The organism is Sedimentibacter sp. (assembly GCF_038562225.1).
Classification (GTDB): domain Bacteria; phylum Bacillota; class Clostridia; order Tissierellales; family Sedimentibacteraceae; genus Sedimentibacter.
This window is the reverse complement of the sequence record NZ_JBCFAS010000001.1, coordinates 1,037,673-1,063,545: the sequence shown is the minus strand read 5'-3', so window position 1 is coordinate 1,063,545 and position 25,873 is coordinate 1,037,673. Positions and strand designations below refer to the sequence as shown.

The window sequence follows — 25,873 nt, the reverse complement described above, 5'->3', positions numbered from 1 at the left end:
TAGTTTTTTTAAGCAATAAGCTAAAGCATGGTCAAAAGGCGCATGTTTTCCAGTATTGCGCTGAAAAAGCTTTTTATGACCAACGCTGCCTGCCTGTTCAGCTTCCTGCCATCAAAAAATATGTATTCGCTGTTATCCAAAAAATAAACTATTTTACCGATTTCCTCAGAAAGATCGCATTCAAATGTGATGTCGCTGTTTTCTTTTCTGTCAATACCAAGAAGAAAATCCGTAGAAACCTTGAAATAGTCGGACAGCTTTACCAGCTGGCTGATGCTTGGATTTCTTTTTCCGCTTTCATATAGTGAAATGGAGGATTCAGAGACATTTAGTATCCTGCTTAGTTCCTTTGAAGTAAGATTATTTTTGATGCGAAGATTACGTATTATTTCACCAGTCTCCATATTGCACCACCCTTAATATTCTTATTCCATTATAGTCCATGCAACGACAATTTTCAACAAAAATTTACAATTAGTAAACTTGAATGACTAATATTGACAAATAGTAAATAATGTATTATCATGATTACTATACGGGGGTGAATAATGTCGAATTATTTAAAAGAAGAAATGTTTCCGGTAGAAAGGTATATAGAAATCACTGATTTTGAGAGGCTCTTTGATGATTCAATCTCAGGCGGCAACGGCCGTTTCCTGGCTGCATCATTGGCAGGCTGCATAGAAGGCAACATTCAGCTTTGTGTCACGAAAAAAATATGGAGCGCGTGGCTCGGATATAATGAAATATGCTGTGAACCGATAAATGGTAAACCGCGCTACACATTCCTGAGTATTTATAATTTTGTAAAGTCAAATAAATGTTTTTTCGATTTTCTGGTAAGGTATTTCAATCTGTGGCACGGAAAAGAATTTTCAGAATTTACATATGACAGCTACCACATAGGTGAGCTTAAAGAAAACTACAAACATCTGGTAAGAATGATTAACCATGACCTGGAACAGGCAGTAAAAAACAAAGATCAGGAAGTTTTGGAACGGTATCGTATCATTATCAGCCACATAAACTTTGTTCTTATGAAGACTAGAAAATGTCTTCCAGATTTTTATTGACAATGAACCTTGTTTGTTATAAAGTTATTTAATATAATTATAATCTAATCCTCTTTAATAGAGGCTTTTTATTTAATTAAGCCAGGTAATGACTGTATTGCACTATTCAATTATATTGACGGAAAGGAATGAAAATATGCCAGTAATAATACCATCAAATCTGCCAGCATACAAAACCATGGAAGAAGAAAATATTTTCGTAATGAGCAAGGAAAGAGCTGAGACACAGGACATTCGACCGTTGGATGTGGCTCTTGTGAACCTGATGCCTACGAAAGTCGAAACGGAAACCCAGTTTGTAAGACTGCTTTCAAATTCTCCCATACAGATAAACGTGGAATTCATTCATACAAGCTCCCATGATTCCAAGAATATATCCGAAAGCCACATGAAGAGCTTTTATAAAAGCATAAAGGATGTTAAGGACAAGAAGTACGATGCCATGATAGTTACAGGAGCGCCCGTTGAACTAATGGAATTCGAGGAAGTGGATTATTGGGAGGAACTGAAGGAAATTTTAGACTTTTCAGCCACAAATGTCACTTCCGCAATGTTCATCTGCTGGGGTGCGCAGGCTGCATTGCACCATTATTACGGACTTGACAAGAGGACGCTGGATAAAAAGGTCTTCGGAGTTTTTGAACACGTCAAGATGCATGATACCTGTATGCTGTTAAACGGCTTTGATGACATATTCTACGTGCCGCACTCAAGACACACCGAGGTTACGGCAATCGACATAAAAAGCGTTGAGGAGCTTATTGTTCTGGCGGAATCAAAGGATGCCGGAGTACACATTGCAGTTACCGATGACTACAGCCGAATTTTTATCATGGGACACTCTGAGTACGACCCATTGACACTGAAAAAGGAATATGACAGGGACGTGGCACTGGGAAAAGACATAAACATTCCCATGAACTATTATCCCGGAGACGACCCATCAAAGGATCCATTTGTAAAATGGAGGAGTCACGCAAATCTTTTGTTCAAGAACTGGATAAACATCATCTATCAGGAAACTCCTTATGACAATAAAGAAATAGGAAATCACAGAACTGAGTGGTACCATTAAAATATAATGGTATCTTTTATTTTTGCTGCTAATATGATATCATGTATATAAATATAATTGAAGCTTTGGAGGAATCATGGGTAAATTATTTGGAACTGACGGAGTCAGGGGAATTGCAAACAAGGATCTGACAGCCGAATTAGCATATAAGCTCGGAAGAGTAGGAGGATACTTTCTGACAAGAGGCAAAAAAAGACCCAAAATGGTGGTTGGAATGGATACGAGGATTTCCGGCGACATGCTTGAGGGTGCACTGTCATCGGGACTTAACTCTGCAGGAATCGACGTCTTGTATCTGGGTGTGCTGCCCACACCTGCCGTGGCCTGCCTCATTAAGGTGCTTGAAGCCGACGGCGGTGTCATGATAACAGCATCTCACAATCCCGTTGAATACAACGGTATAAAATTTTTCAACGAAAAGGGTCTGAAGCTTACAGACAGCATGGAAGACTCTATAGAGGAATACATATTGAACGACCTTGACATAGATTATGTTCCTGTTTCCGGTGAAATAGGAAGAAAGATCAGAATAGAAAACCCTGTGAGAAAGTACATGGATTTTCTGAAGGATACCATTGATGTGGACCTCACCGGACTTAAGGTTGCAGTTGACTGCGGCAACGGCGCAGTGTACAAGGCTGCTCCGGTACTTCTCAACGAGCTGGGTGCACAGGTTTATGTCATCCACAACGACCCCAACGGCATCAACATAAATGTCAGCTGCGGCTCTACCAGACCTGAGGAAATTCAAAAGCTGGTGCTTGAAACCGGCGCGGATGCAGGACTTTCCTTTGACGGTGATGCCGACAGGCTCATTGCTTCAGACGAAAACGGAAACATAGTTGATGGGGACCATGTGCTTGCCATCTGCGGAACAAGCATGAAGGAAAAGGGAAGACTGAAGAGCAACACTGTAGTGGGTACCGTAATGACCAATATGGGACTTGACATCTGCCTTAAGGAAAAGGGAATTGAAATCATTAAAACGAAGGTTGGAGACAGGTACGTTCTTGAAGAAATGATCAGCGGCCATCACTCTATCGGAGGAGAACAGTCAGGGCATATAATATTTTTGGATTACAACACTACAGGAGACGGATTGTTGACAGCCATACAGCTTCTGAGCGTCATGAAGGAAAAAAACGAAAGGCTTTCGAAGCTGTCAGGAATCATGAAAGTCATGCCGCAGGTGCTTGTGAATTCTAAGGTGGCAGATGACAAAAAGAAATCCTACATGGAAGATGAAACAATTAAAAATAAAATAGAAGAAATAGAAAAACACTTTGACGGTAAAGGAAGGGTTCTCATCAGACCGTCGGGTACAGAGCCTCTCATAAGGGTCATGATTGAAGGAGAAGACCTGGATGAAATTCAGACAAAAGCCAACGAGCTTGCTGCCTTGATTGAAGAAAGGCTAAGCAACAATTAAGAGTTAAGAATTAAGAATTAAGAATTTATGTTGGAAACTGTGCGCAAGCACAGTTTCTTCGTTTAATTCTTCACTCTTCACTCTTAATTCTTCATTATCAATTCCCGAGGGGTATTTCCATGTATGGCAGGTACATGAAGCGTTCCTTGGGCTGGTGGTAGACTATTATGGATTTTAAAGTATATTCAGGGCTGGAAGAAAGTTTTTTCTCTGCCCTTGCCCGTATTTTTTCTATATCAACCGGCCTGTTGGGGCGCTGTTTCACAACTGTAAGGTGGGGAGTGTAGCCTCTTTTTTCCTTTTCAAGGTTCAGGGCAGCATATATCCTTTCGTAAAGCTTTATAAGTTCGGGAGAATTGACCTTCACATACAGCACGCGGTCACCGAACTGGCATAAGTCTTCCAGCTTTATTATAAAAGGCTTTGTGTTTCTGCAGACTTCAGCAGCCTTTTCGATGAATGAATCGTCATCGGGAAGGGCTGGCGGCGGAACAAGCGTAATGTGCGGTTCTGTAGTCAGAAATCTGAACTCCGCACGCAGCATTTCAATTTTGTTTCTGTACGTTTCCGGGACCGGAATTCCAATGAAATATTTCATGAGGTATCCTTTCTTATTCTATAAATTCCATATATAATATAACCATATTACTGATTATATATTTTTCTTCTGGTTTGAAACACAGTTTATTATGGTAATAATATTATTATACAACGTACGAAATTAATCAAGATATTGTTGTATTTAAAGATATGGAGAAAAGAATGGATTACGCTGATTACACGGATATATTTTTGAAATATGTCGAACAGATCGGCCCGGCTGCAGGAATATTGCTTCCTGTGGTTGAGGCTTTCGTTCCCGTGCTTCCTCTTGTGGGTTTTGTCATACTAAATGTGGGAGCTTTCGGTTTCTTCCTGGGATATTTGTATTCATGGATGGGAAACTGCCTGGGGTCACTCTTGTTGTTCCTCTTAATAAGGAAAATAGGAGGTAGAAAAATCGAAAGCAAGATTGAAAAAAGCAAGTACAGGGGAACTCTGGAAAAAATAAAGAGAAAAAATCTTACTGTACTGTTTTTTCTGTATTGTTTTCCTTTCACGCCGTCGTTTCTCATAAGCAGTACAGCTGCACTGACCAACATGAACACGCAGCAGTTTTTGCTTGCGCTGCTGCCGTCAAAGTTTGTCATGATTCTTTCTCTTGCCTTCATAGGGCAGAACGTGAGCTCATACTTTGAAAATCCCGCCAGGTCTGCTTTTTTTATAGGTTTTATTCTGGCAGTCAATTTTCTGTCCAGATACTTAATAAAAAAGTACGAAAAATATCACAGAAAAATATAAATTTGTTGTTGACATTGACGCTGCGTAAATGTGTACAATGAATTTGAGGAGTGAGTTATGGAATACACGGTAAAAACTTGACGATGAAAGATTCAAAGCATATTATGACAGCAAGAACCCGGGTACGGCAGCTTTTTTAAGGGAAGCAGTCCTGTACTACACCGGTTTGAAGCAGCTGTAAAAAAAGAAGGCTGATGCGTTGCATCAGCCTTTTAATCAGTTCATTTTATATATGCTTACCATTTCATGCAGAGATTGAGCTTGTGCTGCAAGCTCTTCGCTGGCAGCAGCCGTTTCTTCCGATGTAGCCGAATTGGACTGCACTACGCTGGATATCTGCTCGATTCCGATGTTGATCTGATCTATGGCCTCTCTTTGCTTTTGGGAAGCATCGGCTATTTCATAAACTATTTTGCTGACCTGGTTTGTCTTGTCAACGACGTTATGCAGCGCACGTTCGGTTTCGCCTGCTATCTTGCTTCCTTGTTCCACCGCAGTCACAGAGTTTTCAATCATGGCAGCTGTGCTTTTAGCTGCTTCCGCACTTTTGTTTGCAAGGCTTCTGACCTCATCAGCCACTACTGCGAAGCCTTTCCCGTGTATGCCTGCCCTAGCGGCTTCAACAGCAGCATTCAATGCAAGTATGTTCGTCTGGAATGCTATGTCGTCAATAGTCTTGATTATTTTACCTATTTCTTTTGATATTTTATTGATGTTGTCCATTGCATTCACCATATCGTTCATGTGTCTGCTGCTGGATTCAACCTCGATTTTCGTGTCGGTTGACAAGGTGTTAGCCATGTCTGCATTTTCAGAGTTTTCTTTTATCTGCTCTGCTATTTCCATGATTGTTGAACTAAGTTCCTCTATTGCTCCGGCTTGCTCCGTTGAACCCTGGGAAAGAGACTGTGAAGCAGATGAAACATGCACTGAACCGCTGTCGATGCCATCAGCCATCATTTTTATTTCCCTCATTATTTTTCCAAGTTCCATAAACAGGTTTTCCACTATGGTCATGATGTCCCTGTAGATTCCCTGATGTCTGTCTTTGTCCACATAAATCGTGAGATCATGATCGATGAGGGCATTGTGATAGATGCTGATGTCACCGGACAACAGCTGCACCGAGTTGACCGCACCCTCAATTGAACGGGCTAGAGTTCCTATTTCATCGTTGCTTGTGATTTCATTTATGCCTTTAAGAACATCGCTGTTCACATCTCCGGTTTCAATTGCCCTGGCTGCAGCGACCACCTTTTCAATTGGCGTCTTAAGTCCCCTCTTTAAAACGACCGCAATGATGGATATGGCTATTGCAACAGAAAGTACGGCTATCAGTGTGATTATTATGATGTTGGTAAAGAATTTCTTTTCAATTTCAGTATTGTCTCTACCGGAGTACAGCACCCCTGTTACGGTTGTTCCGTCCCTGGAGACTATCGGATAGTAGGCAGTTATGTAGTTTTTACCAAACAGTCTTGCCTTCCCTGTGTACTCTGTCCGCTGATTGATTACGATATCTGCTACTTTTGGATCAAGCGTTGTTCCAACAACTCTTTTGCCGTCTGAAACAATGGTGGTATTGATCCGTTTGTCACCTGCAAAGATGGTGAACTCTTCATTTGTGATTTCCTTCATATGATCCACCAGCTCAATGTTGTCAAGGTTGTAGGATGTGTATACGGCACCTATAACAGAGCCATTTTCGTCGAAAATGGGAGATGCAGCATTTACCGCATACACTGAATTTTCATCCATGCCTATGTCATAGTAAAGGTCGCCGGCCAGAGCTGTCATCACCGAAATCCTGCCTGAAATGTTGCTGTCTGTTGTTTCGGTTGCACTTGTGCTTGAAAGTATCGCTCCACTTGCGTCAGTGACCGTTATGTTCTCGACATCAAGGGCCTCACCAAGAGTCTGGGACTCAGCTAATGCCATACCTTGGTCTTTTGTTGTTACAGCATTGATTATTGTCTCGTCCAATGCAATTGTCTTTGAGGATATCTCAAGCGTCTTTCCCATGTTGTCAAGTTCTTCCTTCATCATGTCAGCAGAGGAAATCGCCTGGTCTGTTGACATGTGGGCTATAAGAGAATTCATGGGCAGCAGGGAAAACAATGCCGTGATGAATACCGCACAAACAATGCATATTACAAGCACAGTCAGAATTTTTCTGCTTAAACTTTTTGATTTGCTGCTTCTTTTGTTGTTAATCTTCTTTTTCAATTGTGCACCTCGTAATCAAATGATCTAGTATTTCTATTATCGAAGTATTTTTGGTAAAGTTTAGTCGCTGTTATAGTTTTTGTAAATAGGTTTTATTCTCAGTCTTACTTTTTGCAACTATTATTAATTATAACTGAAGTTATAACTTTACAAATCAGTTAAAATAACTGAAATTTTTTTACAAATATTTATATTTTTGCTGTTTTTTATTTTGTGCCGAATCAGTGTTTTTACATAGGAAATATAGCTGAAATTTAGGACATCATGCTACGCTTCAGAGTGATATGAATAATAACCCGCCTGAAATAATTATGCAGAAAATGATGTTAGCAAAACATCATTTTCTGCATAAATTGAATAGTAAGCATCATTTTCATAAGGAGTCTGCCATGTATTCTGATTATTATAGAAAAGCTAATGAACTATTTAAAAAAGCAAACAATAAAGTCATGTATGGAAAATTTACAGGTGCTTTGCAGCAGCCGGCTGCAGGAGTTCCAAACCCCACAGCACCAGCCTTTGAAACAGGTGTTTTAACAGTAAAGGTTGTATCGGAAACAGGAGTGCCGGTTGAAGGTGCACTGGTCACTGTATATCACTTTCACCCGGATGGAGTGCTGGAGGTTCATTACAACTCAAGAACCGATGGGGAAGGAACTGTTCCTGATATTGAATTGCTTGTGGTATACAGCGAAGTTCTTGAGAATGCAGAGTACTATTATTCTCTTTACAACTTAAGGGTTATTGCCGACAATTATACCCCTGTAAATATAATAAATTTTGAAGTTTTCCCTCAGATAAAAACAAATTACACAGTACGACTGGTCCCTGCATCAGAAAACGGGGCAGAAGAAACACCCGAAAGGACCATAGTAATTCCACCTAATCCGAGAGACTGAACGGTATGACTATGAAAGGAATGCGGAATTTTCAAATCCCAAAATAAAGGAGAGATTAAATGTATATTAATTATTACAATATAATCCACGACATCAGCTACAATCCATATGCAGCCAAAAACATATCATACAGAAATAAAGGCAACCGTAAACAATCATTCAATAATTTATCTGCAGCACAGGACTTAACTCCTGTTCCGGAATTTGAAACAGGCTTACTGACAGTGGAAGTATTGTCAGCAGCCGGACAACCAATTAAGGATGCTTTGGTTACCGTATTTCATTTTCATGATAACGGAGACCTGCATGTTCATTACAGCCTGGTGACCGATGAGAATGGAAGGGTTCCCACCATGGAGCTTCCTGTAAGGTTCATAATGCCGGGCAGAATAGATGAACAGCCTTATACAAATTACAACCTCAGGGCATTTTCAAAAGACTATTACCCAGTTAACATAATAAATTTCCGCATATATCCCAATGTTGAAACTGATTATACCTTCCAGCTAACCCCGCTGTCTGCCATCAGATCCGGAACTGTTCCGGAGGAAACACTGATAGAACCACCAAACTCTTCAGGACAGTCACATTTTTAAGAAAAACAATTATTTTGAATTGAGGTAATTGAAAGTATACAACTGTGAACAATGTGCATGATACACATAAGGCATGCTTTCAAGCTGTGCCTTATTTTTAATGCAGCGGCCAGCAAATAAAAAAATTAGGCCCTGCTATGCAGAGCCTAATAAAATATTTATAAAAAAACAAGGGGGAGAGGGGTTAATAAGATTATCTCTTACTAACTATGTTTTTATTATAGAAATAAAAGCTTTAACTAATCTTAAGAGTTTAGACGATTTATCGACGGCATTTTTGTATAATTTAGAAAAACGTTATTGGAGGTATAGATGAATGATTAATAATTTTGACATATCAGATGCAATGACCATCAAACTGGACGATGCGCTTCCCGAATACCCTGTTTTTAAAGAAAACATCAGAAGGGCGCCTAAAAGGGAGCTTACACTCAATGAAAGAGAAATAAAGCTGGCCTTGAAAAATGCGCTAAGATACGTGCCAGAAAGTCTTCATGAGACACTTGCACCGGAATTTCTGGATGAACTGATGACCAGAGGCAGAATCTACGGCTATCGCTTCATGCCCAAGGAAAGAATCTACGGAAAGCCCATAGATGAATACAAGGGAAAATGTATTGAAGGCAAGGCTTTTCAGGTCATGATAGACAACAACCTTGACCATGAGGTTGCCCTTTATCCCTACGAGCTGGTAACGTACGGGGAAACAGGACAGGTATGCCAGAACTGGATGCAGTACCAGCTTCTGAAGAAATACCTGGAGGAGCTGACCGATGAACAGACTCTTGCTGTCATGTCGGGACATCCGCTGGGACTATTCAAATCTCATAAAACCAGCCCCAGGGTAATAGTTTCAAACGGCCTCATGATCGGTATGTTTGACAATCCCCACGACTGGGCAAAGGCAACAGCCATGGGATGCTCCAGCTACGGACAGATGACTGCCGGAGGATGGATGTACATCGGACCCCAGGGAATAGTTCACGGTACATTCAACACTCTCATAAACGCAGGAAGAAAAGAACTGGGAATTCCTCAGGACAAGGATCTTGCAGGACATCTTTTCATTACGTCGGGTCTTGGCGGCATGAGCGGAGCCCAGCCGAAGGCTGTTGAGATAGCCAACGGTGTTGGAATAATTGCAGAGGTTGATTATTCAAGAATACAGACAAGATTGAGCCAGGGATGGGTTTCCATGGTTACAGACAGCCTGGAGGAAGCATTCAGGGCAGCCAGGGAACACATGGAAAGCAAGACAACAATCTCCATTGCATATCACGGAAACATTGTGGATCTTTTGGAATATGCAGTTGACAACAACATTCACATTGACCTTTTGTCAGACCAGACATCCTGCCACGTGCCCTACGACGGGGGATACTGCCCGAAGGGCCTGACATTTGAACAAAGAACCGAACTTTTGAAATCAGACAGAGAGAAGTTTGGAGAGCTTGTAGACAAATCTCTGGCTGAACACTTCGGGGCTGTAAAAACTTTGGTTAACAGGGGAACATATTTCTTCGACTACGGCAACGCCTTCATGAAGGCCGTTTTTGATGCGGGAGTGAAGGAAATTGCAAAAAACGGCATGGACACCAGCGAAGGGTTCATATTCCCCTCATATGTGGAAGATATTATGGGACCCATGCTGTTTGACTACGGCTATGGACCTTTCAGATGGGTTTGCTTAAGCGGAAAGCCGGAGGACCTGAGAAAGACAGACCATGCTGCAATGTCTGTAATTGACCCTGACAGAAGGGGACAGGACAGAGACAACTACATCTGGATCAGGGATGCAGAAAAGAACAAGCTGGTTGTGGGAACACAGGCAAGAATCCTCTACCAGGATGCCATAGGCAGAAGGGATATTGCCCTTAAGTTTAACGAGATGGTCAGAAACGGAGAAATAGGACCTGTAATGCTGGGAAGAGACCACCACGACACAGGCGGAACAGATTCGCCCTACAGGGAAACTTCAAACATTTATGACGGCAGCAACATCACCGCAGACATGGCGGTTCACTGCTATGCGGGAAACGCTGCAAGAGGAATGAGCCTTGTTGCCCTTCACAACGGCGGAGGAGTTGGAATCAGCAAGTCCATAAACGGAGGCTTCGGCATGGTTTTGGACGGCAGCGAAAGGGTTGACGACATATTGAGTAAGTCCATCCCATGGGATACCATGGTGGGCGTATCAAGAAGGTCCTGGGCAAGAAACGAACACTCCATCGAAACAACCATGGAATACAACAAGAAATTTGCAGGTGAAGACCATATCACCATACCCTATGTGGCAAGCGACGATCTAATTGAAAAAACTTTGAAAGAATACAACAAATAGGTTACTGTACAAGGAGAAAATATGAACAAGATTATAGAATGCGTACCTAATTTCAGCGAAGGAAGAGATCTTCAGAAGCTGGAAAAAATACTGGATGTTTTCAGGGCCAGAAAGAATGTAAAGCTTCTTGACTACTCCAGCGATGAGGATCACAACAGAAGCGTTGTGACGCTGGTGGGTGAGCCTGAGGAATTGGGAGAAGCCGTGATTGAAGCCATCGGAAAGGCTGTGGAGCTCATAGACCTTACCCATCATGAGGGGCAGCACCCGAGAATGGGAGCAGTAGACGTAATTCCGTTCATTCCCATAAAAAATGCAACAATTGAAGAAGCCGATGCACTGGCTAAGCATGTGGCCAAGGTTGCTTCGGAAAAATACGGACTTCCGTTCTTCCTTTATGAAAAATCAGCCACGGCTTCCCACAGAGAAAACCTGGCAAACATCAGAAAGGGACAGTTTGAGGGCATGGCTGAAAAGATGAAGGATGACATGTGGAAACCGGATTTCGGTCCTTACACAATCCATCCCACAGCCGGAGCCACAGCCATAGGAGCAAGAATGCCGCTTGTGGCATACAACGTGAACCTGAACACTAACAACCTTGAAATTGCAAGCAAGATTGCAAAGCAGGTGAGACACTTAAGCGGAGGCTTCAGGTATGTTAAGGCCCTGGGTATTGAGCTTGAAGACAGGGGCATTGTTCAGGTTTCAATGAATATGACCGACTACACCAAGACATCACTCTACAGGGTTTTTGAAACAATCAGAATGGAAGCAGAAAGATACGGCGTAAGCATTGTCGGGAGTGAAATCGTGGGCCTTGTTCCCATGCAGGCTCTCATTGACACTGCAGATTACTACCTGAGACTGGAGAATTTCTCCACAGACCAGGTACTTGAAACAAGGCTTCATTAAAAATACAAAAGGCCGCACTCAGGTGCGGCCATATGATATGGCGTAAATTTTGGAGGAAACTTATGAACAGGCTGATAATAAAAAATGCATCGGAACTGGTGACCTGCAGTGGTAAAAGTCCCAGGCATGGCACAGAAATGTCCGACATCGGAATCATCCATGACGGCTGCGTAGTAGCAGAGGACGGTATCATAACAGATGTGGGAACAACCGAAGAAATTCTTAAAAATTATGACTTAAGCACCTGTGAAGTTGTTGACGCCAGGAACAGGGCTGTACTTCCGGGATTTGTGGATTCACACACACACCTTATATTCGGTGGATACAGGGCAGACGAATTTTCATGGAGGCTCAAGGGAGACAGCTACATGTCCATCATGGAGCGGGGCGGAGGCATAACCAGCTCTGTTAGAGCCACCAGAAACACCACACTTGACGAGTTTATAGAAACCGGCAAAAAAAGGCTTGATAAGATGCTGGACATGGGAGTAACCACAGTGGAGGGAAAAAGCGGCTACGGTCTGGACCTTGAAACAGAAGTTAGGCAGCTTCAGGCCATGAAAAAGCTCGATGAAATTCATGCAGTTGATGTGGTGCCCACATTTTTGGGACCTCACAGCGTTCTTCCTGAATACAAGGGAAAAGAAGATGAGTTCATCGATTTCATGATCAGTGTGCTGGGGGAGGTATCTGGCAGCAAACTGGCAGAATTTGCAGACATATTCTGCGAAAAAAACGTGTTCTCTGTGGAACAGTCAAGAAAATTTCTTACGGCAGCCCAAAATGCAGGCTTGAAGCTCAAGATTCATGCCGATGAAATGGTGCAGCTTGGAGGAACCGAGCTTGCTGTTGAGCTTTCCTGCGTCTCGGCAGACCACCTGCTTCAGTCCTCAGACAAGGGAATTGAGATGCTGTCAAAATCAGACACAATCGCAACTCTGCTTCCGGCAACTGCCTTCTGCCTGAGGGAGGAATATGCCAGGGGAAGACAGATGATTGATGCAGGCTGTGCAGTTGCGCTTGCCACGGACTTCAACCCGGGCAGCTGCTTCACAAATTCAATTCCTCTTGTGATAGCGCTGGCGGCCATTCACATGAGGCTTTCAATAGAGGAAATAATTACAGCGCTCACCATTAACGCAGCAGCAGCAGTGGGAAGACAGGAAACCATCGGCAGCATCGAAAAGGGCAAGAAGGCGGACATAATTGTTCTTGAGTATCCGTCAATCAATTTTCTGCCGTACCACGCCGCCGTGAACATTGTGGAAACAGTAATTAAAAACGGAAAAATCGTAAAGGGGAAATAACATGAAAAACATGACGATAGATGAATTTGCAGCCATGGTTGCATCAAATTCTCCGGTACCGGGAGGAGGAAGCATCGCAGCTTTGTCGGGAGCCTTGAGCGCTGCACTGGCGCAAATGGTAGCCAATCTGACAATCGGAAAGAAAAAATATGCTGACAGCGAGGCTGAAATGAGAGAAGTGTCTGAAAAGGCAGAAGCGTTGAGACACACCCTTCTGGAGGACATTGAAAGGGACAGCCAGGCATACAACAGAGTAATGGAAGCATACAGGATGGCAAAGGACACAGATGAGGAAAAACTTTTAAGAAACAATGCCATAGAGCAAAGCGCCAGGAAAGCTGCCGAGGTACCTTTTCAGGTTGCCTGCATTGCCTATGAAATCATGCCGCTGGCCGAGGCTGCAGTTGCAAGAGGAAATGCCAATGCCGTTACTGACGGACTAGTGGCTGCAATGATGGCCAGGACAGCTGTGCTTTCTGCTTTGTTTAACGTGCGCATAAACCTTGGAACAATCAGCGATGCGGACTTTGTAAAGGAGTATTCGGAAAAATCAGACAGACTTCAGAATGATGTTCTTGCCTATGAGAAAAAAATATTGGAATTATCTCCATTTTAATGGTATACTAAAAAGGCAGATAATGCAAATCTCATAATCAAGAGGTGCGGTCATGAACAAACGGGGAATCGGTAAAATTGCTCTGCTTGTGGCACTTGAAGACACTAATGCCGATAAGCTCAAGGAATACTACGAAAAGAAAAATTACGTCATATTCCAGGGACAGGCCGGTTCCATGGACGCCAAAAAAATTGTGGCAGCCATAGAAACTGCCGCTTCAAGGGAAGATATAATCAGGGAAAACTACCATGAGGAGCATGCTCTTTACCATGCCATAATAGAGGCCTTAAGCGGTTACTGCAGGGGGCAGGTCATGCTTGGAGAAGTGTTGAGAAGCGCAGGACTGACATTTACGATCGTGAGAGGAACTCTGATTGAAGACGATCCTTCCAGCGGAAACTGGATAGCCGTAGTTCTTTACGGACAAATAGGATCTCCCAGAAGGGGCTTTGAGCATGAAGCCGTTGGCATGGGCATTCAGCCAATATAGTGAGGTATTATGAACACATCCTACTTGAGAACATTCATTGAAGTAATAAATTTAAAGAACATTTCAAAAGCAGCAGAAAAACTTTTCATAACGCAGCCGGCTGTGACCAAGCAGCTGCAGCTGTTGGAAAAGGACTTCGGTGCCGAGCTTTTTGTAAAAAACGGCAGAGAGATAGTACCCACGGAGGAAGGTCACATTCTTTACAAGTATGCCAAGGATGTGCTTAGCGGAGAAAGCAGGATTTATTCCCAGCTGAGAAAAAACAGTGATTCCATCAGCGGGAACATAACTGTGTACACCAGCTCCATGCCTGCAGACTACTACATACATGATCTGATTATCCAGTTTAACAAGCTGTATCCCGATACAACATACACCATAAAAAAAGTGGATACCGAAATGGTGTTTAAAAATATTGAAGAAGGATTCACCAGCTTCGGCTTTACCGGAAGCCTTCCAAGGAACAAAAAAATTGAAAGCATCTGCATAGCCGAAGATGAGGTTGTGATTGCCGCCTCTGCAGAAATGATGAGCGAAATAAAAGACGGAAAAATTACCCCGGCAGAATTTGCAAATTACAGATTCATTGTGAGGGAAAAGGGATCGGCAACACTTAGGATGTTTGAAGATTTTCTTGCAACAAAACGAATGAAGCTGAGCGATCTGAACATAATCATACAAGCCGAGGACAATCATACCATAAAGAAGTTCATATCCAACAACCTTGGGCTTGCCGTGCTTCCAAAAAAGGCTGTGGAGGAAGAGGTAAGAGAAAAAAGAGCATTCATTTTGAATGTGGAAGAGATGAACCTTAAAAGAAAGCTCTACTACGTTTATCAGCCCGACAGATATTTTTCAAAGGCTGAGGAAAAGTTCAAGGAGTTCATGACAAAAAATCAAAACTGCATGCAGCAGGACAAAAAGAAGTAAGGTCTGGAAATCCAGACCTTTTACTATGCGATGAAATCAAGATTGCAGTTGTTACAGATCTATATCGTCGCACCAGCTGAATAAAATAACCAACAGCAGGAAGAAGAACAATAATTCAGTTCCGTTGCCGCCAGCGCCGCCTACTCTATTATGAAAACATCCCATATTTAAACCTCCTTAAGTTTATTGTTTAACTCATTATATGTGGGAGGTTTCATGGGGTTACTTGTTTAACTTATTTAATCTTTCGTTTACCACCTTGAAGTCAAGATTTTCAAAAAACACGTCAATGTACAGCTTCCTGTTGATGCCGTAGTCAATCATGTAGGCGTGCTCATAAACGTCAAGGACTATGAGCGGCTCAGCATAAAGCATGACTCCGTCATCGTGGGAATCCTGTCCGTAAATGTAAAATTCGTCCTGGTACCTGTCATAACAGAACAAAACCCATCCCCTCATGGACATGGCTACGCACTTGAATTTTTCAAGAAAGCTGTCGTAGGATCCAAACACCTCATCTATTACCTTTTCTGATGAGCCGCATATCCTTGTGTTGTTGCCTGTCAGGTTTTCAAAGTACAGTTCGTGGAGTTTTATGGCATCAAAGCAGAAAGTTTTGGATTTCTGGGATGAGCGCATGCTGCTGTAATTTGAGCTGCAGTCAGAAAGATTGCTGTATGAAATGTCTTCATTCACCTTGTTAATGCAGTCAATGTACCTGACATACAGAGCATAATGCTCGGAAAGCTGCATCGCGGAAAGAAATTTAACATTTGAGAAATTGTAGTTTTTGGCAGTTACTGAATTCAAATTTATTTGCACCTCCGAATCGATAGTTAAATATATGTTTGAAAATTCAATATATGCGGAAAAATTCCTTTACCCTGACATCATTAATTGTTATAATAAATTAAGCAATTGGCAAAAATATTCCGGTATATCTACAGTCTGTAAAGTCAGAACCGGTTGCATAAAGGAGATTACATGGAAAAGAAAATAATGATATTGGATGGCAACAGCCTGCTCTTCAGAGCATTTTACGCCATGCCGTCGTTGAAGACCAAGAAGGGGCAGTATACAAATGCAGTTTATGGTTTTTTAAGCATGCTTTACAAGCTTTTAGATCTATATTCTCCCGAATACATATGCGTTGCCTTTGATCCGAAAAAACCCACATTCAGGCACGAACAGTACAAGGACTACAAGGCAACAAGACAAAAGGCTCCGGACGAACTTGTGTCGCAGTTTCAGCTTATACGCGATGTTCTTGACCTGCATAAAATCAAATGCGTGGAAATTGAAGGATTTGAAGCCGATGACGTGGCAGGTACATTTGCCAGCGCTGCCCAGGAAAACGGAACAAAAGTTTATCTGGTGACCAGCGACAGGGACTACCTTCAGCTCATAGATGAAAATACCAGCGTCATATTGACAAAAAAAGGTGTAACAAACACCGAGGAAATGGATTTGTCAAGGATGAACGAGGAATACGGCATAACGCCTGAGCAGTTTGTGGACCTAAAGGCTCTCATGGGCGATGCGTCAGACAACATTCCCGGAGTGGGCGGTGTCGGCGAAAAAACAGCATTGAAGCTCATTCAGGAGTACAAAAGTCTGGACAGCATTTATGAAAACATAGAAAGCATCAAGGGAAAGCTCAGGGAAAAGCTTGAATCGGACAAAATGCAGGCATACTTGAGCCAGACACTGGCACGTATCATAAAAGACATTCCCATCGAATTTCACATGGATGACTACAGAGTGCAAAAGCCTGATTCTTCCAAACTTTCGATGATGTACGACGAGCTGGAATTCAGAACCTTCAAAAAAAGAATAGAAGAAGACAGTTCTGCTGACATGTCACAGATGTCCATTTTTGACCATGAGAAAACAGAGCAGGATACAAAGAGCGACAGCAGGGAATGCTTAAGTATTGAGTATATAGACAGCAGTGAAAAGGTAAGGGACGTGGCAGAAAAGGTAAGAGCCGGCAAAAAGGCGTACCTGAAGTTCCTGTTTGATTGTGACAGAGCCATGTTTTGTAGCGCTGTGGCACTGGGGATTTCCGACGGATGCGGTATTTACTTTATAGATTTTAAAAAAACTACCGAGGATGAAGTTCTTGGCATTTTAAAGGATGTTTTTGAAGATGAATCCGTAGGAAAGTGCGGTCACAACCTTAAGAACGAAGCTATTTATCTCATGAGAAAAAACATAGAGCTTAAAGGTATTTCCTTCGATTCTGAAATCGGCAAGTATCTTCTTAATCCATCCGAAAGCTCATATTCCATAGACAAGATAGCCTATGAATACCTGAAGAGTGACATTCCTTCCGAAGGAGACATTCTTGGTTCGGGCAAAAAGGCAATAACGTTCAGAGAACTGGACCTTGAAGGAAGAAAGAACTACATTTTCAACTTCATCAACACCGTAATTAAATCAGAAAATCCCATAACTGCTGAAATTAAAGAGCTTGAGATGGATGTTCTTTTTGAAAAAATTGAGCTTCCGCTCATTGAGGTTTTGGCTTACATGGAGTTTATAGGCTTCAAGGTTGACTGTGACGTACTGGACAGCCTGGGAGTTCATTTCAGGGAAAAAATTGCTGAGCTTGAAAAGAAAATCTATGAGCATGCGGGAGAAAGCTTCAACATAAATTCTCCAAAGCAGCTTGCTTACATATTGTTTGAAAAATTAAACCTGCCGGTAATCAAAAAGACAAAGACAGGAATTTCTACAGACGCTGAGGTTTTAGACAAACTTAAGTCAGAACACGAAGTGGCAAGCCTCATAGTTGATTACAGGCAGATGGTCAAGCTGAACTCCACATATGTGGAAGGTCTTAAAAATGTTACAGGCGGTAGTGACGGAAGGGTTCATTCCGTATTCAATCAGACCATTGCAGCAACAGGAAGGATTTCAAGCACTGAACCAAACCTTCAGAACATTCCCACACGAACCCAGGAAGGCAGAGAGCTGAGAAAGGCTTTTGTTGCTGAGAAAGGTTTCGTTCTTTGCGATGCAGACTATTCTCAGATAGAGTTGAGGGTGCTGGCTCACCTTGCAGGGGAGCAAAACCTGATAGAGGCTTTCCAAAATCATGCGGATATCCACACCAAGACTGCCTCACAGGTTTTCCACGTGAACATGGAGGATGTTACACCTACCATGAGGAGCAGGGCTAAGGCAGTAAACTTCGGAATCGTGTACGGCATAAGCGACTACGGGTTAAGCCGAGACCTGGGCATACCCAGGAAGGAAGCAAAACAGTACATTGACAACTATTTAAGCTTTTACGGAAGCATCGACAGATACATGAAGGACATTGTTGAACAGGGCAAGAAGGATGGTTATGTGACAACCTATTTCGGCCGAAGAAGATACATTCCGGAGCTTTCTTCGAGGAATTTCAATATCCGTTCCTTTGGCGAGAGGATCGCTCTGAACACGCCGGTGCAAGGAACTGCCGCGGATATAATCAAGGCTGCCATGGTGGGTGTTTACAAGCGCCTTAAGAAAAACAATATGAAGTCCAGGCTCATACTTCAGGTGCATGATGAGCTCATCATCGAAGCTTCAACAGAAGAACTCGAAGAAGTGAAAAAAATCCTGAAGGAAGAAATGGAAAGCGTGGTGGACGGCTTCCTCGTGCGCCTGGAATCTGATGTGAACGTGGGCGGTAGCTGGTATGAGGCAAAATAGCGATTTGGAACATGATACTGCTAATATGGAAGGCAGTTCAAACAATAAAAAAGTCATCGTGATAACCGGAAGCATCGGAACGGGAAAGTCTGCTGCAGTAAATATATTGAAAAATTTGGGGTTTACCGTTCTTGATTCGGATAAAATCGTCCATGAAGGCTACAATAAGGGAACAGAGCTTTACAAAAAGCTGGTGGACCTCTTTGGGGAAGACATCCTTGATGAAAGCGGATCAGTTGACAGGCAGGTCCTGGGCAGGATCGTTTTCAGCGATGAAAAAAAGCTTGAGGCTTTAAATGAGCTGGTTCACAAATACGTGAGGCTGGTGCTTGAAAAAGGTGTTTCGGACTGCGGGGATGAAGTGGTGTTTCTTGACATACCCGTTATATTGGAAAGCATCGCCCGGGGCGAATCCTTCAAGCTTAAGTACGACGAGATATGGCTTGTTTATGTAAGTGAAAAAACGCAGAGAAAGAGGCTGGAAAAAAGAGCTCTTGTGGAAGGGAAAAATCCTGAGGATGTGCTCAAAATTATAGACAGACAGATTCCTATAGATCAAAAGGTATCCGTGGCCGATGAAGTCATTGACAACGAAGGAACGCTGGAAGACCTCGAGAAAAATATAGTAAAGCTTCTTACAATAAAAGGTATAAGGTGGTAATTATGGCAAGAAGACGAAACATGTACGGTAAAAGAAGAAAAATACGCTACGGGCGCATTGCATTTCTGGCTGCGCTGCTAGTCCTTGCGGCACTGGGAGCATTCAGCATCCTGAGAAGCACCGTTTACCAGGATGCAATCGATGATGCGATGAATTCGCAGATTATGAAGGTGTCAGGCACTGTCAGCAGTGTTTCCAAAGTGGATCCTAAAGTTTATACAAATGAGGGCATAAGGTATACAAATCAGCACGAAGGTATAAAAAGACTCGCAAGCTTTGATACAGCCATAGCAGAGGACAGTGACAGGAACAAACAGGTTAAGTCGCTGCTTGAAAACCTGTCCGTATCCGATGAAACTGAACTTGTGACGGAGCTTCCTCAAAAAGAAGGAGGCTATTACTGGATGGACGTAAGTGTGGTTGTGGAGGACAAATTTCTCGTGTTTGAGGGCGAAGAGCAATACAATTTCGATCTCTACTACGACATTGAAAACTCAAAGGTGTATGTGAGGGAAAAATACCACGACGAGTTCAGCACCAGAAACAACAAACAAAAACTGCAGGGCTACGAGGCTGATGCTGAGTTTAAAAGCTTAATGGAAAAACTGGTTCAGGCGGAATAAAATATGGAAGTATTAAATGGAGAAATCATAAGAAGACATCTGAATACGAAGTATATGGGAAGAAATGTGATACACCTTGATTCAGTGGAATCGACAAATGACTATGTTAAAACACATGGAGAGAAGTTTACAGAGGGAACGCTTGTAACATGCGGCGAACAGACAAAAGGACGCGGTAGGCAGGGCAGGAGATGGGAATCTGAAACTGGCCTTTGCATGTCTGTGCTTCTTAGGCCTGAAATTGAGATGCAGCACATTTCAAAGATAACTCAGGTATGTGCTGCTGCTGTATCAGCTGCTCTTTCAGAGTTAGGTGTAGAAGCGCAAATAAAGTGGCCCAACGACATATTCATTAACGGCAAAAAAGTGTGCGGAATACTGACTGAGATGAAAATTGCAGAGGACGGCAGTCCTCTTGTTGTGGTCGGAATGGGAATGAATGTGGACAATGCGTCGTTTCCCGATGACATAAAACAGACCGCATCCTCCATCCTGCTTGAAACAGGCATGCACGTTGAGAAAGGAATAATTGCAGCAAAGGTTCTGAACCATTTTGAAACTTTGTACAATGAACTTGAGAAAGGCAATTTTGAAGACAGCTTAAAGATTTGCAAAGAAAGGTCTTACATAATCGGAAAAGAAATAAACCTGATTGAGGGAAGCAAGATTACCGCTGCTACTGCAACAGACATCAGTCCGGACGGTGAACTGCAGGTCAGATACCAGGACGGAAGAACAGGCAGCGTTATTTCAGGAGAAGTATCCGTCAGGATAAGGTAGAATCGGCCAAGCTGTTACGTCGAAATAAAAATATCCGGCACGGCCGGATATTTTCATATATGGTTACTTTGTCACCTGGTATGTGCCGCGAACCATGAATATTGCATATTTTTCCGCATACACACCTCTTCCGTCATCCCTTGGAACTATCATAAGGTGGTTTGGCACCACGGCCATTCCTGACACGAAATCCTTGCCCAGCGTCACATCTGACAGGCCGCCCAACTGGCTGCCGATTATGTAAGCTTCACCGCCTCTGAGTATTATTTCGGTTCCGGAACCGCCGATGAGTTTTTCGCCGTCTCTTATTTCGACGATTTCAAGGGCCATGCCTGTGGAACCTGAGGAGGAGCCTGTGCCCTGACTGCTCAACTTATCTATCTGGGCCTGCATGTCATCGATGTTTTCGAGCTTGTACTGGCTGATCAGCGATGAGATCCTCTCATTAAGGTAGCTTAACACGACTATGGGGTCGCTTGTGTCGCCGGGGGCTGCAAAAATGACTGTTGAAAAGGCAAGCAGCAGCACAAAAGTCAGAATCAATGTTTTCTTCAAAATAACAACTCCCTTAACAGTATATTTTTATTTTATCCTATGGAAGGAAATAATTCAACATAAAGTGACAATTTCTGTTTGAAATTTTAAATTATTCTGAACAATCCTAAAAACAGGCCAAATTGTCCTACTGTTCAACTTAAGATTGAATTTGGGAAAATGAAATGTTATAATTGCAAAGTAATAAATACGATGGGAGAAATCTTATGCAAAAATTATGCATGGCAGCTAACAAATTGTTCAAGCTTCCTCAGCATCCCTTCAACCTTAGCAACGAAGGAAAGAAGACATATGCAGAGTGGCAGTATGAAAAAGGAATGGATACAATCAAGTTTTATTTGAAATATACAGACGTTAATGAAATGTTCAAGGACAGGACTGTTCTGGACATAGGCTGTGGCGCCGGAGGAAAGACTGTCTTTTATGCTTCACAGGGCGTCAGGAAAATAGTAGGGGTTGAAATCCTTGAAAAGTATAGAAAGGAAGCAGAAAAGCTTGCCGAAAAATACAAACTTGGGGACAAATTTGAATTTGTATGTGCTGACGCTTCAAACACACCGTTTGGGGACGAAACATTCGACACCATAATCATGAATGATGCCATGGAGCATGTGGACCAGCCTGAGATGGTTCTGGAGGAATGTTACAGAATACTGAAAAAGAACGGCAGACTGTACCTGAATTTTCCGCCTTACAACCATCCTTACGGGGCGCATCTCAGTGATGCCATAGGAATGCCCTGGGTTCATGTGTTCTTCAGCGAAAAAACGCTCATAGGCACATACAAGAACCTGGTCAGAGACCTGCCTGATGGAAAGGATAGAATCGAATTTAGAATCGGCAAAAAGCCTGACGGTACGGAATACTTCTCTTACATCAACAAGATGACAATAAAAAGGTACAAAAAAATCCTGGAGAACAGCCGATTCAAGTGCGCCTACTACAGTGAGGAGCCGCTGAGGGGATTTTTAAAATATCCTGCTAAGCTGCCATTTTTCAAGGAATTCCTTGTAAAAATGGTTGTGTGCGTTCTTGAAAAGTAACTGTAAGTTGATTTTGCAGATATGATGTGATATTGTTTATTTGATTTATATTGGCCTTAAAGGAGATAAAATGAAACTTAACAAGATTGATAAAGCAGTGCTGCTGTTAATATGCCTGTCCCTGCTGATAGGAATATACACCATATATCAGCGCGTGGAAGTAGAAAGGCAGTACAAAACTGCCGAGATTGTGCTTGACTACAATGAAATGACGAAATTCGCAGACTCCTCAGAACGTGATCTGGAGTGGTGGCTCAAAAAGTTCAAGGAATACGGAGCACAGTCGGTTGCAGTCCAGGAGGAAACAATAAACCGCCTGGTTGAGAGCGGTGAGCCCGTAAGAGCCGAAATCGTGTCCATGCTCATAGAAAACTATGGCTGGCAGGATACATACAGCGATGAAATAGTCAAAAGAATCGAGGATGGTGAAATTGGTGCTGAGGACGTGATTGTTTCAACATCCGACGAGAAAACATACAGCTACATAATTTCCGGACTAAAGGAAAGATATTCAAAAGATTTTTTCAAGGAATACACTGAGGAAGACATTCATTACATAGTTCTTGACGGAAAAGGTGACGACGTTTATTACAGCTCCGCCACAAGGGTTACCAACTCAGAAGGAGACGGCATTTACGAGAAAAAATCTGTGACAGATTCCAGGCTTCTAAACATAGGAATCGGTTATGACGATGAAAAAATAAATCTAATAAAAAAATCAGGTCTTGATGTAATTCTGAGGCCCATCAACTTTCCAACCTATAACGAGAAGCTTGCAGACGTGTACAAATCAGCAAACGAAAAATACGACCTTCAGCCCAGGCTGTACATACTTCATGGAAGAGAAGTTTTGGGCTTCCCGGATAATGAAGACAAACTTCTGGAATACATAGAAGAAGAAGGAATATCCGTGGTTATGGTTGAAAGCTCGGAGCAACGGGAACACATAGAGCAAAAGGGCCTTGTAAAGCTGGTTGAAGATTCCGGATACCAGTCATTAAGAGCCTTCACCATGTGGGATTATGTAAGGGCAAGGTATAAGTACTACAACTATGAAGGCGCAGAAGAAATTGAAAATACAATGTTCCGCGCAATCACCGAACGAAACATAAGAGTGATTTACTTCAAGCCTTTCTATGAGAAGGAAGGCAGCGTGAAGTACATGACCGATTCAGCCGAATACGAAAGGACTTTCACAAGCCTTCAGGAAAGGCTTAAGGATCACAACATAACCCTGGGAAGAGCAAATTACATGAATGAGTTTCACATCGGCTCAAAGAGGGTTGCTGTCCTGGCTTTCGGAATCACTTTATCCTGCGTATTTTTGTTCAAAAAAATGTTCAATATAAAGCATAAAATTGCAGATTATCTGTATCTGGCAGCTTTGCCGGCTGCTCTTGCACCCCTGGTCATGAGAAGTCTGTCGGAAAAGTTGTTTTCCCTGGCTGCGGCAGTGTCGTTTTCGGGAATTGCAATATACTTTTTCATGATGCAAATTAAAAGAATATATCATTCAGAAGAAAAGCACTCCAATGTCAAGCTTATGATACGTTCAGCGCTGATTTTGACGGGAGCAATTGCCATATCACTGGCTGGAGCAATCTTTGTGGATGCAATTCTTGCGGATGTGAGATACTTTTTGGAGATGGACATTTTCAGAGGTGTCAAAGCTTCACAGATTCTTCCCCTTGGTGTATTTGCGCTGGTTTATCTCATATACTATATGAACGACGGCTCCGATGATTCGCTGAAGGGAGTTGTTAACACAACCGTGAGGCTGCTTAATAAGGAAATAAAAATATTCTACATGATCATTGCAGGCGTCCTTGGTATAGCAGGGTACATTTATATATCAAGAACCGGCCATGAGACCAACGTGCAGCCGTCAAGCATAGAGATGATAACAAGAAACTTCATGGAATATGTTCTTTTGGCAAGACCGAGGACCAAGGAAATCCTCATTGCATTTCCTGCCATTTTTGCGGCAGTTTATACATCAAGCAGGAAGTCGGAGTTTTTTACGGCAATCTTTATGCTTGCAGGAGCCATAGGAACTTCAGATGTAATAAACACATTCTCTCATTTGAGAACTCCCGTGTATCTGTCTTTGGCCAGAACTTTTATAGGACTTGGCTTTGGAATTGTCTTAGGCTGCATTGTAGTCCTGGTGCTTGACCTATTATATAAACTATCAGGAAGAATACAGGAGAGACTCAAGTGAAAAAAATATTGTTAGCAGGGTATTACGGCTTTGGCAATCTGGGTGATGAAGCAATTTTAGAGATGGCGCTTGAGCAGATTCTGACCATTACAGACAGAAAAAGCATAACAATATTGTCAGGTAACAAGGAAGCAACTTTCAACAAATACAACATCGACACCATAGACCGCTACAATGTGCTGTCAATTATCAGAAAACTGAAGAAGTCAGATGCCATTGTTTTTGGCGGAGGAAGTCTTCTGCAGGACATCACAAGCAAGAGAAGCATCTACTACTACCTGTTTTTAATCAGGCTTGCCAAGCTCATGAATAACAAGGTAATAATGCTGAGCCAGGGAATCGGGCCTCTGGTCAGCCAGAAGAGCCAGACAGCCGTTTCAAAAACCTTAAAACATGTAAACTGCATCACAGTCCGCGACAAGCACTCCAAGGAATACCTGGAGGAATTGGGGGTTGAAGGGTCGAAAATATTTTTGTCCACTGATCCTGTTATTAACTTAAAAGCTGCCGGACCAATCCAAAAGGACAAAAAAGACCAGAAAAAAATCTGCTTCTCCTTAAGAAACTGGAAGAATGCAGATGTGGCCAGCAAAATAAGCAAGGTCGCCAAGAGGCTCACCGATGACGGAATGAAGTGCTTTTTCATACCATTTTACTACAATGAAGATTTGCTGTTGATTGAACAGGTTGAAAAAAGTCTCGGAGAGAGGGCTGTGTACTTCAAGGAGAGGCTGTCCACCAGCGAAGCCTTTGATATCATAAGAGACATGGATGTTATGGTTGGCGTAAGGCTTCACTCCCTTATATTTGCAGCAGCAGCCAACGTTCCGTTTGTTGCCGTTTCTTACGACCACAAGGTTGACCATTTTGCAAACAGCGTGAATATGAAGGTTTCATGCAAAATTGACGATATTGATGAGGAGCAGCTTTACAGTGAGATAAAAAACAAGCTGGAAAACGAAGAAGAAGAGAAGCTGCTGCTTGAAAAGAGCGTGGAGAAGCTCAGGGAGCTTACAAACATAAACTATAAGATATTGAAGGAAATATGAT

24 protein-coding genes and 1 pseudogene are annotated in these 25,873 nt (G+C 42.5%); 20 read left to right on the top strand and 5 right to left on the bottom strand.

All coding sequences use genetic code 11. The features are described from left to right. Positions 1-20: 20 nt before the first annotated feature. Entirely contained in the window at positions 21-404 is a 384-nt protein-coding gene (locus AAGU76_RS05025; protein WP_342484345.1) for a helix-turn-helix transcriptional regulator, read from the bottom strand. Between the two features lie 144 nt (positions 405-548). Here AAGU76_RS05025 and AAGU76_RS05020 point away from each other — a divergent pair, with 144 nt between their 5' ends. The 3 genes from AAGU76_RS05020 to glmM all read left to right on the top strand — a co-directional run bounded on the left by AAGU76_RS05020 (position 549) and on the right by glmM (position 3,577). Further along, the gene (locus tag AAGU76_RS05020) at positions 549-1,073 is read left to right on the top strand and encodes a hypothetical protein (RefSeq protein WP_342484344.1); all 525 of its coding nucleotides are present in this window, start codon (positions 549-551) and stop codon (positions 1,071-1,073) included. Positions 1,074-1,209: 136 nt separating this feature from the next. Next, on the top strand, positions 1,210-2,148 hold the full coding sequence (metA, locus tag AAGU76_RS05015) for a homoserine O-succinyltransferase (protein WP_342484343.1): 939 nt from the start codon (positions 1,210-1,212) through the stop codon (positions 2,146-2,148). 76 nt (positions 2,149-2,224) lie between these two features. Then, the gene (gene glmM / locus AAGU76_RS05010; protein ID WP_342484342.1) at positions 2,225-3,577 is read left to right on the top strand and encodes a phosphoglucosamine mutase; all 1,353 of its coding nucleotides are present in this window, start codon (positions 2,225-2,227) and stop codon (positions 3,575-3,577) included. Between the two features lie 97 nt (positions 3,578-3,674). On the opposite strand, the gene AAGU76_RS05005 is transcribed toward glmM, so the two are convergent. Then, positions 3,675-4,175, bottom strand: coding sequence for a 2'-5' RNA ligase family protein (locus tag AAGU76_RS05005; protein ID WP_342484341.1), 501 nt, complete (start codon positions 4,173-4,175; stop codon positions 3,675-3,677). Between the two features lie 164 nt (positions 4,176-4,339). Between AAGU76_RS05005 and AAGU76_RS05000 the strand changes: the two genes are divergently transcribed. Both AAGU76_RS05000 and AAGU76_RS04995 read left to right on the top strand, forming a co-directional pair. Then, positions 4,340-4,918: a VTT domain-containing protein gene (locus AAGU76_RS05000; RefSeq protein ID WP_342484340.1), complete on the top strand. Its 579-nt coding sequence runs from the start codon at positions 4,340-4,342 to the stop codon at positions 4,916-4,918. Between the two features lie 76 nt (positions 4,919-4,994). After that, positions 4,995-5,099, top strand: a pseudogene (locus AAGU76_RS04995) (TipAS antibiotic-recognition domain-containing protein); the annotation flags it as partial. Positions 5,100-5,134: 35 nt separating this feature from the next. Here AAGU76_RS04995 and AAGU76_RS04990 read toward each other — a convergent pair. Continuing rightward, complete coding sequence (locus AAGU76_RS04990; protein ID WP_342484339.1) at positions 5,135-7,144, bottom strand: methyl-accepting chemotaxis protein; 2,010 nt, start codon at positions 7,142-7,144, stop codon at positions 5,135-5,137. Positions 7,145-7,533: 389 nt separating this feature from the next. On the opposite strand from AAGU76_RS04990, the gene AAGU76_RS04985 reads away from it, so the two are divergent. From AAGU76_RS04985 to AAGU76_RS04950, 8 genes are all read left to right on the top strand, one after another. Next, on the top strand, positions 7,534-8,043 hold the full coding sequence (locus tag AAGU76_RS04985; protein WP_342484338.1) for a hypothetical protein: 510 nt from the start codon (positions 7,534-7,536) through the stop codon (positions 8,041-8,043). Between the two features lie 59 nt (positions 8,044-8,102). Then, on the top strand, positions 8,103-8,639 hold the full coding sequence (locus AAGU76_RS04980) for a carboxypeptidase-like regulatory domain-containing protein (protein ID WP_342484337.1): 537 nt from the start codon (positions 8,103-8,105) through the stop codon (positions 8,637-8,639). A 319-nt stretch (positions 8,640-8,958) separates the two neighbouring features. Then, positions 8,959-10,980, top strand: coding sequence for a urocanate hydratase (locus tag AAGU76_RS04975; protein WP_342484681.1), 2,022 nt, complete (start codon positions 8,959-8,961; stop codon positions 10,978-10,980). A gap of 21 nt (positions 10,981-11,001) precedes the next feature. Further along, positions 11,002-11,895: a glutamate formimidoyltransferase gene (gene ftcD, locus AAGU76_RS04970; protein WP_342484336.1), complete on the top strand. Its 894-nt coding sequence runs from the start codon at positions 11,002-11,004 to the stop codon at positions 11,893-11,895. A 62-nt stretch (positions 11,896-11,957) separates the two neighbouring features. After that, positions 11,958-13,202, top strand: coding sequence for an imidazolonepropionase (gene hutI / locus AAGU76_RS04965; RefSeq protein WP_342484335.1), 1,245 nt, complete (start codon positions 11,958-11,960; stop codon positions 13,200-13,202). Between the two features lies 1 nt (position 13,203). Beyond that, positions 13,204-13,818, top strand: coding sequence for a cyclodeaminase/cyclohydrolase family protein (locus AAGU76_RS04960; RefSeq protein ID WP_342484334.1), 615 nt, complete (start codon positions 13,204-13,206; stop codon positions 13,816-13,818). 52 nt (positions 13,819-13,870) lie between these two features. Next, the gene (locus AAGU76_RS04955) at positions 13,871-14,308 is read left to right on the top strand and encodes a HutP family protein (protein ID WP_342484333.1); all 438 of its coding nucleotides are present in this window, start codon (positions 13,871-13,873) and stop codon (positions 14,306-14,308) included. A 9-nt stretch (positions 14,309-14,317) separates the two neighbouring features. Further along, positions 14,318-15,238, top strand: coding sequence for a selenium metabolism-associated LysR family transcriptional regulator (locus tag AAGU76_RS04950; RefSeq protein WP_342484332.1), 921 nt, complete (start codon positions 14,318-14,320; stop codon positions 15,236-15,238). Positions 15,239-15,460: 222 nt separating this feature from the next. On the opposite strand, the gene AAGU76_RS04945 is transcribed toward AAGU76_RS04950, so the two are convergent. Next, positions 15,461-16,048 carry a Fe-Mn family superoxide dismutase gene (locus AAGU76_RS04945; RefSeq protein ID WP_342484331.1) on the bottom strand — a complete coding sequence of 196 codons (588 nt, stop codon included), beginning with the start codon at positions 16,046-16,048 and terminating at the stop codon, positions 15,461-15,463. Positions 16,049-16,222: 174 nt separating this feature from the next. Here AAGU76_RS04945 and polA point away from each other — a divergent pair, with 174 nt between their 5' ends. The 4 genes from polA to AAGU76_RS04925 are packed head-to-tail and all read left to right on the top strand — an operon-like array spanning position 16,223 to position 21,004. Further along, on the top strand, positions 16,223-18,940 hold the full coding sequence (polA, locus tag AAGU76_RS04940; protein WP_342484330.1) for a DNA polymerase I: 2,718 nt from the start codon (positions 16,223-16,225) through the stop codon (positions 18,938-18,940). Then, positions 18,927-19,601: a dephospho-CoA kinase gene (coaE, locus tag AAGU76_RS04935; RefSeq protein WP_342484329.1), complete on the top strand. Its 675-nt coding sequence runs from the start codon at positions 18,927-18,929 to the stop codon at positions 19,599-19,601. Before polA ends, coaE begins: the two co-directional genes overlap by 14 nt. Before the next feature lie 2 nt (positions 19,602-19,603). Then, the gene (locus AAGU76_RS04930) at positions 19,604-20,224 is read left to right on the top strand and encodes a hypothetical protein (RefSeq protein WP_342484328.1); all 621 of its coding nucleotides are present in this window, start codon (positions 19,604-19,606) and stop codon (positions 20,222-20,224) included. A gap of 3 nt (positions 20,225-20,227) precedes the next feature. After that, positions 20,228-21,004 carry a biotin--[acetyl-CoA-carboxylase] ligase gene (locus AAGU76_RS04925; protein ID WP_342484327.1) on the top strand — a complete coding sequence of 259 codons (777 nt, stop codon included), beginning with the start codon at positions 20,228-20,230 and terminating at the stop codon, positions 21,002-21,004. Between the two features lie 63 nt (positions 21,005-21,067). Here AAGU76_RS04925 and AAGU76_RS04920 read toward each other — a convergent pair whose 3' ends face one another. After that, positions 21,068-21,559: a hypothetical protein gene (locus AAGU76_RS04920; protein WP_342484326.1), complete on the bottom strand. Its 492-nt coding sequence runs from the start codon at positions 21,557-21,559 to the stop codon at positions 21,068-21,070. Between the two features lie 206 nt (positions 21,560-21,765). On the opposite strand from AAGU76_RS04920, the gene AAGU76_RS04915 reads away from it, so the two are divergent. From AAGU76_RS04915 to csaB, 3 genes are all read left to right on the top strand, one after another. After that, positions 21,766-22,602, top strand: a complete 837-nt coding sequence (locus tag AAGU76_RS04915) for a class I SAM-dependent methyltransferase (protein WP_342484325.1) — start codon at positions 21,766-21,768, stop codon at positions 22,600-22,602. Between the two features lie 70 nt (positions 22,603-22,672). Then, a complete protein-coding gene (locus AAGU76_RS04910) occupies positions 22,673-24,823 on the top strand; it encodes a DUF5693 family protein (protein WP_342484324.1) in 2,151 nt (716 codons plus the stop codon). Beyond that, entirely contained in the window at positions 24,820-25,872 is a 1,053-nt protein-coding gene (csaB, locus tag AAGU76_RS04905) for a polysaccharide pyruvyl transferase CsaB (RefSeq protein WP_342484323.1), read from the top strand. The genes AAGU76_RS04910 and csaB overlap by 4 nt, the downstream gene beginning before the upstream one ends. The last annotated feature ends 1 nt before the right edge of the window (position 25,873 follow it).